The 14,538-nt window shown below is 68.5% G+C and carries 11 protein-coding genes and 4 pseudogenes; 11 read left to right on the top strand and 4 right to left on the bottom strand.

The genetic code is table 11. The features are described from left to right. Positions 1-282 precede the first annotated feature (282 nt). From ACWD68_RS16995 to ACWD68_RS16975, 5 genes and pseudogenes are all read left to right on the top strand, one after another. Positions 283-585: a hypothetical protein gene (locus ACWD68_RS16995; protein WP_451807205.1), complete on the top strand. Its 303-nt coding sequence runs from the start codon at positions 283-285 to the stop codon at positions 583-585. A 214-nt stretch (positions 586-799) separates the two neighbouring features. After that, positions 800-1,097, top strand: a pseudogene (locus tag ACWD68_RS16990) (transposase); the annotation flags it as partial. A 64-nt stretch (positions 1,098-1,161) separates the two neighbouring features. Continuing rightward, positions 1,162-1,440: a hypothetical protein gene (locus ACWD68_RS16985; protein WP_451807204.1), complete on the top strand. Its 279-nt coding sequence runs from the start codon at positions 1,162-1,164 to the stop codon at positions 1,438-1,440. Positions 1,441-1,822: 382 nt separating this feature from the next. Next, positions 1,823-2,023: a DUF6300 family protein gene (locus ACWD68_RS16980; protein ID WP_451807203.1), complete on the top strand. Its 201-nt coding sequence runs from the start codon at positions 1,823-1,825 to the stop codon at positions 2,021-2,023. Between the two features lie 104 nt (positions 2,024-2,127). Next, positions 2,128-2,298 (top strand): annotated as a pseudogene (locus ACWD68_RS16975) (GMC oxidoreductase); the annotation flags it as partial. A gap of 531 nt (positions 2,299-2,829) precedes the next feature. Here the strand turns inward: ACWD68_RS16975 and ACWD68_RS16970 are convergent. Further along, complete coding sequence (locus ACWD68_RS16970) at positions 2,830-3,303, bottom strand: hypothetical protein (RefSeq protein WP_451807202.1); 474 nt, start codon at positions 3,301-3,303, stop codon at positions 2,830-2,832. Positions 3,304-3,380: 77 nt separating this feature from the next. Between ACWD68_RS16970 and ACWD68_RS16965 the strand changes: the two are divergent. The 4 genes and pseudogenes from ACWD68_RS16965 to ACWD68_RS16950 all read left to right on the top strand — a co-directional run bounded on the left by ACWD68_RS16965 (position 3,381) and on the right by ACWD68_RS16950 (position 6,514). Further along, positions 3,381-4,645: pseudogene (locus tag ACWD68_RS16965) on the top strand (IS701 family transposase). Positions 4,646-5,125: 480 nt separating this feature from the next. Next, a complete protein-coding gene (locus tag ACWD68_RS16960; protein WP_451807201.1) occupies positions 5,126-5,341 on the top strand; it encodes a DUF6243 family protein in 216 nt (71 codons plus the stop codon). A gap of 252 nt (positions 5,342-5,593) precedes the next feature. After that, positions 5,594-5,842 carry a hypothetical protein gene (locus ACWD68_RS16955; RefSeq protein ID WP_451807200.1) on the top strand — a complete coding sequence of 83 codons (249 nt, stop codon included), beginning with the start codon at positions 5,594-5,596 and terminating at the stop codon, positions 5,840-5,842. A 207-nt stretch (positions 5,843-6,049) separates the two neighbouring features. Next, complete coding sequence (locus tag ACWD68_RS16950; protein ID WP_451807199.1) at positions 6,050-6,514, top strand: DUF6545 domain-containing protein; 465 nt, start codon at positions 6,050-6,052, stop codon at positions 6,512-6,514. On the opposite strand, the gene ACWD68_RS16945 is transcribed toward ACWD68_RS16950, so the two are convergent. The 3 genes from ACWD68_RS16945 to ACWD68_RS16935 all read right to left on the bottom strand — a co-directional run bounded on the left by ACWD68_RS16945 (position 6,487) and on the right by ACWD68_RS16935 (position 13,157). After that, positions 6,487-7,524: a hypothetical protein gene (locus ACWD68_RS16945; protein WP_451807198.1), complete on the bottom strand. Its 1,038-nt coding sequence runs from the start codon at positions 7,522-7,524 to the stop codon at positions 6,487-6,489. The two genes, ACWD68_RS16950 and ACWD68_RS16945, sit on opposite strands and share 28 nt — an antisense overlap. Positions 7,525-7,555: 31 nt before the next feature. Next, positions 7,556-9,505, bottom strand: a complete 1,950-nt coding sequence (locus ACWD68_RS16940) for a DNA/RNA non-specific endonuclease (protein WP_451807197.1) — start codon at positions 9,503-9,505, stop codon at positions 7,556-7,558. A 283-nt stretch (positions 9,506-9,788) separates the two neighbouring features. After that, complete coding sequence (locus ACWD68_RS16935) at positions 9,789-13,157, bottom strand: ALF repeat-containing protein (protein WP_451807196.1); 3,369 nt, start codon at positions 13,155-13,157, stop codon at positions 9,789-9,791. A gap of 537 nt (positions 13,158-13,694) precedes the next feature. Between ACWD68_RS16935 and ACWD68_RS16930 the strand changes: the two genes are divergently transcribed. Both ACWD68_RS16930 and ACWD68_RS16925 read left to right on the top strand, forming a co-directional pair. After that, entirely contained in the window at positions 13,695-14,240 is a 546-nt protein-coding gene (locus ACWD68_RS16930) for a hypothetical protein (protein WP_451807195.1), read from the top strand. Positions 14,241-14,323: 83 nt separating this feature from the next. Continuing rightward, a pseudogene (locus tag ACWD68_RS16925) lies at positions 14,324-14,538 on the top strand (hypothetical protein); the annotation flags it as partial.

The following is a 14,538-nucleotide window of genomic DNA, read 5'->3' as shown; positions in this document are numbered from 1 at the left end:
GGAAGCTGAGAAGCGCTCTCTTAAGGAATTGCCGGGTGTCGGGTGATCCGCCCGAATCGAATGTTGTGAGCGGGAACTTACGGCGATCCGGACCTCGTGCCCAGAGCGCGGGAAGCGCTATTTGTCATCCGCCATAACAATTAGATGACGTCGTCACAACGCCGCGACCTCACCGCCTCCTGTGCCCTCATGACCCGGAGAGCGCATGAGGCCGTGCGGTGGCCGGCCGTGCAGTAGTGGCACATAGGGACCGCGTGGCAGGTCAGCCCTGGCACACCGGAGGTGCTGCTGCTCGTCTTCCTGCCGGTGCTCCTGCACTGGGAGAGCGTGACGACCTCGCTGCGGGCGATCCGGCGCGATCTGCGCGGCATCGTCCTGACCGGCACCCTGCTGGTGGCATCACAACCTGGGCCGTCGCGACCCTCACGCACACGCTCGGCCTGCCGTGGGACCCCGGCGGAGCAGCTCATCGAACGGCTGACCCGCGACGACCTGGAAGGCGAGGAGTTCACCGACCGGTACACGCAGGCGGTGGAGCAGCTCATCGACGCGAAACGAGAAAACCACCAAACCGCCCACGGCTGAAGAGCCCGAGGCGCCGGCACAGGTCGTCGACCTGATGGCCGCGCTCAAGGAGTCCGTGGCCAAGGCCCGCAAGTCCCGAGGCGAGGACGCGACCGTCCACGACATGCCCAAGAAGACGGCGAAGAAAGCAGCCCGCCACGCTGCCCGGCCAAGATGTCGCCGCCGGCATCGTCGCGGACATCGCCACGCAGATCCTCGCCCTGAACGACCGGCCCTCGCCTCCGCCGCCGGCCCGGTGCCCGTTCCACGCGACTCCGGACGCCGCACCGGCAACCCGCCCCGCCCCAAGCGCTACAGCCGACGCCTCCGCCGCGTCCTCTTCCTGTCCGCGCAGACCAGCGTCATCCGTGAAGGCCCCAACCGCGACTACTACGTGAAGAAGCGGGCCGAGGGATGCAAGCACGTCCCAGGCCGTCATCGCCCTCGCCCGCCGACGTGTCGATGTCGTATGGGCGCTCTTGCGCGACGGCAGAGCCTTCACCCTCCATCCACCCGTCGCCCAAGCCGCCTGAAACGGGCCAGTGCTGCCCGCGTGCCTGGGGATAGCCTGCGGGCCCAACCAGGAAGGTGGGTCCGGTGGGCTTCGACGCAGAACGATCAGCGCGCATCGCCGCCATGCAGGAAACCGCACGGCCCCTCTGGGAGGCAACCTGCGACACGGACGCACTCCAGCAGTTCCTCAAAGACAACGGATGTCACGGCGTGGAAGCCGTGCTCGTGACCATGGGCCTGCTGAACTGCAATCTTGCCGAAGCCCAACGAGCCTTCTTCAACGCCCCATGCCGCGACGCCGAACGCCGCTTCCACAACCACGCCATGGACCTGCTCGAAGAGGCTGCCGCCCACGACGCCTGACCGCACCGCCGACCGGTGGAGCCTCGTGACTCAGCCATTAAGACTCCGCCGACCGCGTGGCCAACCTCGCCCGTCAGTCCCAGGCATTGAAGATCACCCCGCCCAACGTGGTGATGCCGTAGAGGCGAATTTCGCGCCACTCGCCCTGTACGAGCGCCGAGGTGTCCACTGCGGAAAGCGGGTGAGCGCTCGCGGTTGAGCACCACAAACCCGGCGTGCGCGAAGGTGCGGGCCCAGGGTGGCGCTGCGAGGAATTCCTCGCTGTACCAGTCCCGACGTTCCTGAACGTACGCGATCCAGGGGTGATAGGCGTGACACAAGATGATGCTGATGGGCTTGCCCTCGCCACTGCAACAGTCCCCATCTGCTCATCGCCGCGACGGTGCCGAAGAAGGATGCCGCCGGTCGGCCCGTCGAACTGGAGCTGTGCAGGACCTGCGATGCGGATCAGCCCGCAGCCGCCGCACTCATCCGCTTCCTCACCGACGGAGCCAATCACAGCCTCAGACAATGCACGGAGAACGGGCAGCTCATGATCGCCTGGATGAAAGAAGGCATGGCCGCCGCCCACGGCTGGTACTGAGAAGAACAACCGACCAGCCGGACGCAGGCCGCCCCTGCTTCCCGGCGGCGTCCGCGGGCTAGGAGCGCCGGGTGCCGAGGACGGATTCGTTTCACCAGAGATCGCGTATGGGCCGCGATGACGCCTCCGTCGTGGACCCGCAGCTACGGGTACGGGGGGTGCGGGGCCTGCGGGTGGCGGACGCCTCCATCATGCCGACGATCATCCGGGGCCACACCAACGCCCCGTCCGTCGTAATCGGGGAACGGGCAGCGGATCTGCTCACGGCGAACTGAGGCCCCCTACCTTGAACGACGTCCTCCCCAGAAGATCAGCGGTTGAACGTTGGTGTTTTGAGGTGTCCGAGGGTGATGAGCCCGGCTCCGATGACTGCGACAGCCGAGGAGAAGGACACGCCGGCTGCTAGCAACGAAGCACCGGCCCCCCAGATCCTTGGGTGCTCGACGTTGCGCTGTAGCCATCGGCCGGGTACTCGCCCGAGTGCAAACGCGTACATGCCGACTACGAAGCCTGCGAATTGCAGCGCAGTGATCGCTAGCCATCCACCCACCATTATGAGCAATCCCGGCCCCATGGCCTACCCCCCTCGTGAGGCCACACTCCGACGGCCGGACGCAGTGTGGCACAGGGGCGAGATGCTGACGGCGCGAGGGTGAGCCCCTGGTCAGCAGCAGAATTTGAACCTGTGGCCTCATCCTTATCAGGTCGATCCATAGGCGCCATCAGCGTAGACCAACCCGCCATGCATCCCGCCCGAGCGGTCGCGGAGGTTCGGCGCTAGTCGGCGGGGTTCGCTGCTGTTGGTGTCAGGCGTTGATGTCGGGGATCGGGGCGACCTTGACAAGCGAGCGGAGAGTATCAAGGTCGGGACGTGGCAGCGGACGACCCCACTGGGATGCGTACTCCTCATCACCCAACTCGTCGGCCACGTGATCGAATGCGCTCACCGCAGCCTGCGCGAAGGCCGCAATAGAGTGGTGTCCTTCCCAGAGCAGGGTGCCTGTATCGGCAGGTGCTTCATGGTCATCGGCCAGCACCAGACGGATGTGCGCCTTCGATTCGACCTGGCGGAAGTACCAGCGGAACACTTGTGGCTCGGCTTCGAACTCGGCCTGCGCTTCATCAGCGCCACCCAACAGTGCGGCAAGGGCCTGCAAGAGTTGCTCCGGCCCTCCAGTGATGTCGGAGGCGATCGCCACCGCTTCGCCTTGATCATCACGTACGGTGCAGTACGCCCAGCCCTGATAGGGCAACGTCCACGTGATCGCGAGAGACCCCATCCCACCCCCTAGTAGTGCCTGGTCAGGTCGGCTGGAGTGGTGCGTGTCCTTGGGGCTTGGTGGGACGTTGAGGGTGTATGACTCCGGACGAGATTGCTGTGGTGCGTGGTGAGTTGGAGGCGTTCGCGGCGGAGGTGTTCGAGCCGTTCGCGCGTAATGACCAACGTCGCTGGGGGCAGGTCTATCTGCGGGGGCTGCTGACCGACGGCAAGCGTAAGTCGGTCGAGCCGATGGCTGCTCGCCTGGGTGAGGACGGGAACCGGCAGGCACTGGCCAACTTCATCACGACGAGTCCCTGGGACCCGGCACGCATCCGGGCCCAGCTCGCCTGGCGGATGGAGGAAGTGATCGGGCCCGATGCTTTCGTCTTCGACGACACCGGGTTCCTCAAGGACGGGACGGCCTCGGCATGCGTGTCGCGGCAGTACACCGGCACCGCGGGCAAGGTCACCAACTGCCAGGTCGGCGTCTCGCTCCACCTCGCGTCCGACCACGCCTCGGCAGCGGTCAACTGGCGGCTGTTCCTGCCCGAGACCTGGGATCCCGCCTCGCCGAAGGCCGACGCGGACAAGATCGCCCGCCGCACCGCCTGCGGCGTCCCCGACGACGTCGGGCATGTGGAGAAGTGGCAGCTGGCCCTGGACATGCTCGACGAGACCCGCTCCTGGGGCTCGAGGTGCCGCTGGCCGTCGCCGACGCCGGATACGGAGACGCCGCCGCCTTCCGGCACGGACTGCAGGAACGCGGCCTGAACTACGTGGTGGGAATCTCCAGCACGCTGTCGGCCCAGAGCGCCGACGCAGTCCCGGTGGCCGAGCCGTACTCGGGGATTGGACGCCCGCCGGTGGCGAAATATCCCGACAAGCCGCGGTCGGTGAAGGAGCTGGTCATCGCGGCGGGCCGGAAGGCTGCCCGGCCGGTGCAGTGGCGGGAGGGCTCCCGGCCCGGCTCCGGCCGCTCGGGGCGCAGGCGGATGTACTCCCGGTTCGTGGCCCTGCGCATCCGGCCTGCCGGACGCGAGGTCCGCCAGAACGCCGACGGCCCGGAACTGCCCGTGTGCTGGCTGCTGGCCGAATGGCCCGCCGGCGAGAGCGAGCCGGCGCAGTTCTGGCTGTCCGACCTGCCCTCCGGCATGCCGTTGACCACACTGGTCCGCCTCGCCAAGCTCCGCTGGCGTATCGAGCACGACTACCGGGAGATGAAACAGGCCTTGGGACTGGCCCACTTCGAGGGCCGGACCTGGAACGGATGGCACCACCACGTCACCCTTGTTTCCGTCGCGCACGCCTTCTGCACCCTGCAACGACTGGCCCGGGCCCCAAAAGAACCAGCGCCGGCCTGAGCCTCTACCAAGTCGTCTGCGAGCTACAGACACTCCTCGCACTCTGGACCGGCGCCTGTCCCACCTGCCACCGCGACATACCAACATCCATATCAACCTGACCAGGCACTACTAGAGTCGCGCACTCTACGCCGCAGGTCGGTGGAGCGGCTTCGGGCGGGAGCTGCTTTGGGGCGAGTGTTCATGGCCCCTTAAGCTTTCGGCGAGTCGGGCAGTATGTGGACGTATGTGGACCTGCCCGTTAGGTTCCCGGAAGGAAACGGCTGACCCCGAGCGCTCGCCGAAGGCCCGGCCGACGTCGAGGCGGCGAAAAGGTTGGTGTGCGGGGCCGACGGAAGCGGGTAACGTCTTTGTCATGTTCTTCCAGGCGCCGATTTACGAGTGAGAGCGTGATGGGCCCCTGCTGACGTCCTTCGACGTCGCCGCCCGTCCTCCACTGATGAATCCGTAGATCACTTCAAATCATTACCGGGAGAACCCGTGACCGTGAGCAAGAACATCAACAACCCCGTGGGTATGGGCGGCGGCCAGCGCAAGAAGCTGTCCCGCGCCGAACGGCAGAACAACGGTCCGCACCGCAACCGCGACCGCCAGGGTGCAGCCGACCAGAAGGCGGAGCTGGTGCGCAAGATGCGCGAGAAGGCAGGCGCAGTTGAAGGCACCGGGCAGGCGGGCGACGACACCACACAGAGCTGACGCACCGCCGCACCAGGGTGGCACCGCACGGGGCAGGGCCCGGACCGCGACGCGCGGTCCGGGCCCTGCTGCCGTACCGGGCGCGGCGGTCCCGCTCAGCTCTCCGCCGACCACCCTCGTCTCAGAGGACCACCCGGGGCAGCCGCAGATTCGGCAACCCGTCACCGCCACCACCTCACGGACACCCCCAACCTCGCGGCCCCCGTCGTCTACACGGTGATCACTGCCTGCAGCACGGCGTGCCTTGTTCTGATGGCCCGCTGGGGCTACCCGGACAGCGGCCGTGCCCGCCGCGTGTCCCGCGTCGGGATCACCGTCTGCGCCCTGGTCTACGTCGCCTTGTTCGTGCTCTTCGCGCTGGGTGATGCGCCCCTGGAACGTCGGCGCGACCTCGATGTGTACTACGCGAACACGCCCTACATCAGCGCCATGATCATTATGTATCTGGTGGGGACGCCATCGCCGCGGCGACCACCAGCCTGCTGTGTCTGGTGTCTGTGACGCGCGCCCGGATCCGCGGGTGGACCGGCGTGGGCCTCGTCGTTCTGGTCTCCGGATTCGCACTCAACGCCAGCTTCGCGATCACGAAACTCGTCGCGGTCATCGGAACCCGCCCAGGCCGCGACATGCCCCTTCTCGGTGTCACCGTGGCCCCGCAACTGGCCGCCCTCGGAGCGGATTTTGGTGTGCGTCGGCTACATCGTCCCCGTGGCAGGCTCGCGGATCGACTCCACCCTGGCCTACCTCCGGCTCGCCCCGCTGTCCCGCTGCCTGGCCGACGGCACCGTCGGCACGGCGGCCCTGTCCCGCTGGTCGTCCGCTCACATGCGCCTGCCCGCACGGGAGACCGGGATCCAGGACGGCATCATCCGCATTGCCCCGCACCTTGATCCCGCTATCCGGCACAGCGTGCAGCAGGCGGCTGTGGCTGCGGGTGCCAGCCGTTGCGAGGCGCAGGCGATCGGTGACGCCGCCATGGTCGTCATCGCCGCCAGCGGCGCGACCCTGCCCGGACAACCCGCCAGGCTGGTGACCACCCGGGAGCACCTGGTGCGCGTATCCCGCGTCATCCGAACCCCCATCGTGAAGTCATTCCGCGACCATGCCCTGGAGAGCCCGCGCGTCCTGCACCGTCGCCGTGATCCTCACTGGATCAGCTCGATGTGCGGATGATCCGGGGAGGCAGGGCAGACGTGGAGTTGCAGGTTGTAGCCGCCGGCGATGCCGATCTCCGTGAAGTCGCCGGCCTGGGTGCCCAGGGGAAGCGGGGTCGGGTTCGCCCGTTCTTCCTCGGGGATCCAGGTCTCGTTGCCGCCGTCCCATTCCGAGGAGGCGATGGTGAGGAGCGGGACCTCCTCGGTGCCGCACTCGGGGCAGGGGCGGTCGACGGGGTCGGTGGGGTCCCAGCGGGTCCAGCCGCCGGTCTTCCAGCCGGGGGCGTGGCAGAGGTTGTTCAGGTAGAGGTCGCTTGGGTCGTCCGCATACGTGTTGTACAACGCGGGGTCGATCGTCTCCCAGCGGCTCATGTCGTCCAGCTGGTCCCGAAGCTCCTTGCTCAGCTCTCTGGGGTTGGGGTACTCGGTGACCTGCTCCGGTGAGAACAGGCACGGCTCCGGGAGGTAGCAGTCCAGCTGGACGATGGGCGGCTCGGGCGGTGCGTCGAGAACGTCGGTGACGGTGGCGGAGGAGCGCCAGAAGAGGGCTGTCCGGGGGTGGGTCATCTCGTGGTCGAAGGGGCACCAGAGGACCTGGAGGAGGTCCACGTCGGGCGGGCACGGGAAGGGGACGTCGCGGGCGTAGAGCTGGGCGACGGGGAGGAGGGGGATCGGACCGTCGAACCACGGGCGGCCCGCGAGCCGTTCCCAGGTCTCCCGTTCCTCGGGAGTCCACTGGGGTGCCTCGGGGTCGAGGCGCAACCGCTCGGCCGCTGCGGCGCGGTCGTGGCGGAGGAGCCGGATGTCGTCCGGGGAGTGGACCAGCGGCGCCACGCGGCTGTTGTGCGGCTCGTCGCAGTACGGCCACGGCTCGTCGGCGGGCCACAGGAGCGGCCCGCCGACGGAGCTGTCGTGCACGGTCGGCGACCCGGGCCGCGGGTGCAGCCGGGTCGCCGTGCGCGCCAGCGGGGCCAGCTGAGGGAAGAGCGCGGCGATGTCGAACGGCCGCGGTGGGGTGGTGAAACTCATGCCGGCTCCCGTTGGCGCGAACGGAGTGGGATCAGTTACCGAGGTTGTACAACCCGGTGTCCCTATAGGTGTTGGTGACGTAGACGTTGGGGAACAGTTCCTCCGTCGTCCCGTTCGCCCGTTGGATATTAGCGTTCATCGTGACGCCCACCGGGATGGTGCTGTTCGCGTCCTTGTAGACGGGTGTCACCTGGTAGAAGACCGCGTCGTTCGTTCCGAGAACTAGACCGGGAGTCTTGCCCTTGACCAGGTGCTCCGCAATGGTCTCGTAGGTCCGCATGCTGGGCGTGCCCGTGTTCATCCCGCTCTGCCAGCAGGGGACGAGGTTGGTCCGAGTGAGCGCAGTCGTGCCCATTCCGCCGAGGACCTTCGGGATGAGATGGCACCGGGACAGGCCGTAGGTGAGGCTGTTGTCCGTCTTGAACTTCTCCGCGTCCTTCCAGCCGGTGATGAAATCGCTGGTTCCGCTCCCCTTGCCGGGGTTCAGCCCCACGCATGCCTGCGCCCGGGTCGGCCGCTGTCCGGCCCCCTCCGCCGGGACGCTCTGGTTGATGAGAGGAACTGCCTCGGTGGTGTTCGAGAACCAGCCGTCGCCGTTGGGAATCGAGTTGATCGGCGGGGGGTCGTTCAGGCAGCTGGCCTGCGGGCCGGTGTCCGGCAACGAGAACGTCAGCTCGAACTGGTCGGCGTCGATCACCCGCTGGTTCTTGAAGCCGTCCGCGAGCTGGGTGTCGGCGAACTGCTTCTCGGCGGGCGTGACATGGGCCTGCGTGCACGGTGCGGCGCGGTCCAGTTCATGTGCGTCGTTCAGGACGTAGTTGTCCCATTCGCCGTTGCCGAGATTGGGGATCACCTGGACGCACTGCGTGCCGGGGGCGCCGCCTTGTTTCGCCTCGCCGAAGGGGAAGTCACCGCAGGAGTCGGCGTCGACGAGCTCCGTCTGGGCCGTGAAGCCGCCGCACGTGCTGGCGGTGCGGGCGGCCACGCCGCTCGTCGACCGGGTCAGGGGGCTGCCCTTCTTCCCCCAGGCGCCGTCGAGGTTCTTCTGCGCCCAGCCGTAGGCGGCCACAGCGCCACCCGGGTCCGAACTCTGTGCGCTCATCGGCACGACGGGCATGACCGACGGGACGGCACAGCCCGCCGACGAGGTGCCCCCGACGGCGTCGTCGCAGCGGATCTTGCGCGGGTTGTCCCACGAGGCGTTCGGGTCGATGGCCGCGGCGCCCGGGGAGGTCACGTACATCTTGTACGAGGTGGTGAACTCCACGTCGGTGTTGGCGGCGGGAGTCGAGGAGTAGGCGACGGAGCCACTGACGGACTGGCCCAGGGTCAGATCACCGCCGTACCAGGGCGCGGTCTTCGTCGTCGTGCAGCCGGTCCCGCATGAGGCGCGGAACTTGGCGTTGAGGGCGGTGACATCGCCACTCGCACTCGTCATCTTCGCAGTGATCTGCTCCGTCCAGGTTGTGCCCTTCGCGGGAAGGGTGGCGCTGGCCGAGACCTGCAGGGTGCCGCGTCCGATCTCCTTGCCGTTGCTGTCGCGCAGGATGTAGAGGACGTTCACCCCCGTCACGCAGTACTCGAAGCGGCTGTAGGTGTAGGAGCCGGGGTTGGTGATGTCGCAGCTGCCGGCGGCCGCGACTGCGGCCCGGTTCCGCCGTGGTGTCGCGGTGGCAGGGCTCGTGCTCACACACGCCTTCACGGCGCCTGCCCGGCGTTCCTTCGAGCCTGCCTGCGTGGGCTCGCAGCGCTCCCCGGAATCCGCCCGGAACGCGGCGGTCTCGGTGAGGGGCGCGGTGGCCGGCAGGTCGGCCGAGTCGAGCCTGCCCACCTGCTGCGGTTTTTCTTCGGCCCCCTGCTGCGCCGGGCTCATGCCGGTCGTGGTGAGCCCCAGCGTCATCACGGTCAGCAGGGCCAGTACGGTCGACCGGGCTCGTCTTCGTCCGGGCCGTCCAGGTCGTATCGCATGCATGATCGTCATACCTCTCTTTTTTGGTGTGGGTGTCCCGAGGGCTTCGGGCAGGGGGTGTGGGGGCACCGCCACAGCGGTGCCCCCGGCCAGCGGCACAGCGGTGCCCCCGGGCAGCGGGCAACTGCCGGACATGCAGGGGATCCGGACCGGCGCGGTCAGCGGTTCGCCCGCGTGAGAGTCGTTCTCTTGCGGTGGGGACCGGCCGGGCCATCGGGTTCGCCGGCGCCGGGATCGTCCGGGCTCGGGCCGAGGCCGTTCGGGTCGGCCGGGTCGCCGAGCGCTGCGAGGCGGGTCAGAAGATGGACGACAGGACCTTGGTGGCCCCCGACACCACGTCCTCGCCGACGTCGGCGATCTTGCCGACGACGGGCTTGATGAGCTTGCCGCCGAGCGCCTTGTCCGCGGCACCGATCCACTTGGACTGGCCGAAGGTGACCAGGCTCAGGCCGGTGCCGATGGCGGATTCGATGAACTCGCCGCTGGAGAAGCCGTGTTCGATGCCGGTGAAGAGGGTGCCGAGGGCGCCGGCGCCCATCGAGACCGCGGAGAAGAAGCCGGCGGCCGCGGCCGCCGGGGGGAACACGAAGGCGGCGAGGGCGCAGCCCGCGGCCAGGAACCCGGCGCCGACGCTGATCGCGTTGAACGCGTCCGCGTAGAAGCCGGCGTCGTTCCACCACTCGTCGGCGTCCGTGCTGGTGCCGTTGGGGTTGATCTGGTCGTTGACGCCCTTGTCGGCCGGGTCGGTCTTGGCCTCCCGCTCACGTCGGGCCTTCTCGGCAGCCGCCTTGGCAGCCTCGTTGACCTCGGCCTCACGCTTGGTTGCAGCGATCTGCCTGGCCTCGGTGGCCGCAGCCGCCGCCGTCGCCGCGTCCTTGCCCGCCGCGATCGAGGAGGCGCGGGCATCGGCGGCCGAAGCCTGGGCGCTGTACGAGGACTTGAGGGCGGCGCGGGCGGAGTCCATCGCCTTGTTCGCCGAGTAGTTCGCGGAGCGGGCGGCACCACGGGCGGTCGACGCCGCCGCGCTCGCCTTGTTCGCGGACGCCTTGGCGTCGGCCGCGGACTTGTCGGCCGCGTCCGCGTTCCGCCTGGCCTCGTCGGCGTAGTCGTCGGCCTTGGCCGCGGAGTCGAGTGCCTTGGCCGCCCACTGCTTGGCTTCGGCGGCGGCATTCCGGGCGTCGGCGCCGGCCTTCGATGCCAGGGCGGCGTTCTCCTGTGCCTTCTCGGCGATCTTCGCCGCAGCCGCGATGGCACCGCGGATCGCGGCGACATGGGTGGCGGTGTCGTGGTCGAGCTGGGCCGTGCGGAACTGCACCAGAGAGACGAAGTTGCGGCGCATCCAGGTGGGCCCCTCCATGGCCACCTCGGCGTACGCCTTGGTGAAGGCCCCCCCGGTGTTCATCAGGGTGATGGTGAGGACCGCGTCGTCCTCCCGTATCGCCTCGGGGTAGTCGTGGTCGAAGAACTTCTGCAGCGATTCGGTGGTGTTGAGGTCGAGTGCCTTGTTCGCCGCGGCGGTGACGGCCTTGCCGGGCTTCGAGGCCAGGATGCGGCCGATCGCCACCCGGTTGTCCTCGTCGGAGGCCTTCTTCATGCCGCTGGTGAGGAAGTCGCCGACCGCCTTGGAATCGGGGCTCTCCAGGGCGCCATGGGCCGCTTCGGCGATCCTGGGGCCGGCGATCGTGGCCACGTGGAGCGTGGTCTCCCGGTCGTCCTGTCCCCGGGCCAGGAGCCGGTCGAGGTCGATCCAGGCGTACACGTCATCGTCCGTGCCGGAGAGAGCGAACTGGGCTGCCTGCCGGGTCCAGGCACCCCTGGAGCTGAGCAGGGCGATGGCCGCCTTGCGCCCCTGGACCGCCGCGAGTTCCATGTCGTTCGCCGCCAGCGCCTGCTCGGCCTTGGTGATCAGATCCTTGGTCGCCTGATCGGTCTGCTGGGCTTGGGCGATCTTGTTCTGATAGGAGGTCAGCTCCTTCGTCTCGATCTCGGCGAGCAGCCTGACCTCCTCGATGGCCTGCAGTTTGTCCTGCTCAAGGGTTTCCGCCTCCGCTTTCCGCGCGTTCTGCTCCACCAAGAGGGCGTCCGAGACGGCCTTGGTGGCCGTGTTGGCGGCCAGCACGGCCTCTGCCGCGTGGGCGGTGGACCTGTTGGCGTAGTCGACGGCCTTGCCCGCGTACTTCACGGCCTCCTCGGCGGCGGCCGCCGCCTTGTCGGCGTGGTCCGCCGCGGAGTTGGCGGCATCCCGTGCGGTGCGGGCGGCCGCGGCCGCGATGGTGGCGAGGGTCTGGGCGGTGGAGGCGGCATTGGTGGCCCGGTTCGCGGCGCTGGACGCGATCGCCGCCTGGCGCTTGGCCACGGCGGCCTCCGACTGTGCGGCGCCGGCGGCGTTGCCGGCCTGGGTGGCGGCGTTCGCGGCGGCGGCCGCGTTGCGTGCGGCTGAGGCGGCGGCGGAACCGGCGGCGGCGGCCTTGGTTCCGGCGATGGCGGCCTGGTCGGCCGCCTTGGCCGCGGTACGCGCCTTGGCCGCGGCGTTGCGGGCGGCGACCGCCGCGTTCTTGGCGGCCTCGGCCTTGCCGGCGTCCTTGGAGGCACCGATCGCGGCATTGTAGGCGCGGGCCGCGGCGCTGCCGGCGTTCGCGGCGGCCTGGGCGGCGCCGGTGGCGGCCCAGGAGGCGCGACGGGACGCTGACACAGCGGCGTTCGAGGCGTTGATGGCGTTGCGGGCGGCATCCGCCGCGCCCTTCGCGGCGCCCGCCGCCTTGCGGGCCGCCGCCCCGGACTTCTGCACATCGTCCTTGGCAGCGGCTGCCTCGGCGGCGGCCTTCTCCGCCGCCTCCTTCGCCTTCTCCGCGGCGGTCTGGGCGCGTGCGGAGGCCTCGACGGCCAGGTTCGTCTGGCGCTCGGCGCGCTTGCCCTCCCGCTCGACGACGGCGACGAGCTCCTCGATCGTCGCCGACTCCTGGTCCCGGGCACGGGCGATGTGCTGCCCGGTCTCGATGAACCACTCCACGTCGGACGCGGTGCCGCTGAGGGCACGGTCGGCGTACTTCTGCACCTCCGGGCCGGCCTGCGTCAGCATGGTGGTGACCTGGACACGGGCGTCCTCCAGGCGTGCGTCGTACTGGGTGTCGGTGAGGAACGCGGTCAGGGTCGACTGGGTGTTTGCGTTCAGGGCGGCGGTGGCGTCTCGCCGGACCGCCCTGTCGCCGGTGCCCGACACGATGGTGGTGGCCACCTGGAGGTCCTCGAGGATGGCGGGTTTGAAGCCGTCCCTCAGGAAGTCGGCGATGGCGGCGTCACCATTGTCGAGGGCGGCGACCGCCTCACGGCGCAGGCCCTTGCCCGCGCGGTCCAGACTGCTGACGATGGCGACGCGGTTGTCCTGCACGGTCTGGTTCGGCAGCGTTTTGGCCAGGAAGGTCTGGATCTCGCTGTCGGAGCCGAACAGGGCCTCGGCGGCTGCGGCCTTGACGCCTCTTCCGCCCGATATCCAGGCTTTGACCACCTTCGCCCGCTCCGTGTCCGGCAGCGGGATTGGATCGGGCGCCGCGCCCTCTGCCGCGGCGGCGACCGGGGCGAGGAGCACCGAGGGCGTGGAGGCCACGGCGGTGGCGGCGGTGAGCGCACCGAGCACGCGGCGCCGGCTCCAGAAAATTGTCTGCATAGGAGAGTTGTCCTCGTGTGAGCTGTTGACAGGACAGGTCGGATCTCACCGGCAGGCCGATTTCCGACGTGCCCGCGCGATGGAATGACAATGGATGCGAAGTGGCGTGTAGGCGGCGCTACTTGTCGTGCCGGACCATATCAACTGCCTATACGGAACGGGACAATTGAGGAGTCCGATTCTCTAACGCGCTTTAGAGCTACAGCTCCTGACTTGCCCTCAGAGATCCTTCGCATGTCCTTCACACTCTTCGAGCAACCTTTACGAAATGTGGCGGAGGTCACGAAATGGGACAGATGGATTGTCATAGTATGCGCAGATTTCTGTACTCGACCTGGGGATCACTTCGTGTTTGCATGGCGAAGCGGATGACGATCACCGGGACGGGGGGCCTCTCGCCTTGAGGGGTAAGGGAACTGTGTTCCAAGGGGGTTGGGGCATACCCGGCAGAGCGATGTCGACATCGCATTCCTGTGCACCCGAAAATTCGAGCCCGGTGATGAAAATCCGGTCGTCAGCGACGAACTTAGGGATGCAATGAAGGAATACAGCAGAATATCCGTGAAGCCGCAGCGCAAGCGGATCGCGCTGCGCGTACTGGGCGCGGCCGCGGTCGGCGCCCTGGCTTGGATCACGGCGACCACGGGCATCCCCGGCGGGGGGTCGCAGCAGACGAGCCCCACCGCACTGGTCGCGGGGGAAGCCCCCGGTTACGCGGTGGAGGACTTCAACTACCCGCTGGCGGACAAGATCCTGGCCGAGAAGAACATCGTCCTCAAGCGCGGCGACGGGCACATCACCTTGGCCGACTGTGCGAGTGGCACCGGCCTCCTGGAGATCATGGCCCGCGACAAGGCGGCCAAGATCTGCTTCAAGGTGGTGGGCAACTCCGGTTGGCTGACCCTGGAGATCCCCGCGGTCTACGCGATCAAGGGCAACGACTACACGACCGCGGTCGACATGACCGTAGGTACCGAGGAGAAGTCGTTCGACATCGCCAAGAACGCCTGGACCCCGGTCGGCGAGGCCGCGGACACAGAGGGCCGCGATCACTTGCTCGTCGAGATCAGGTCCTCCAAGTAACCGCAGTCAACGCCGACATGCTCACCGCTCCGCGGTCCGGTGCCCACCGGACGCGCGGCCCTCGCGCCAAGGAATCCACGTTCATGCGCCTTTCCAGACGCCCCCGACTCTCCGCGTTAGCCGCTGCCCTGCTCGCGGCCCCCGTCGTGCTGGGCGCCGTTCCGGCCGCGGCCGTGACCGGCTCGGCCACCGCACTCAGCGGAGCCGACGCCCCGGCACAGCTGAACTACGTCGTGAAAATCAACGTCGGTGAACAGACCGCCTGCACCGGCACCCTCATCGACCCGCAGTGGGTACG

Source organism: Streptomyces sp. NPDC005141 (genome assembly GCF_053599975.1).
Note: the sequence above shows the minus strand (reverse complement) of the source record. Positions and strands in the feature narration are given on the sequence as shown.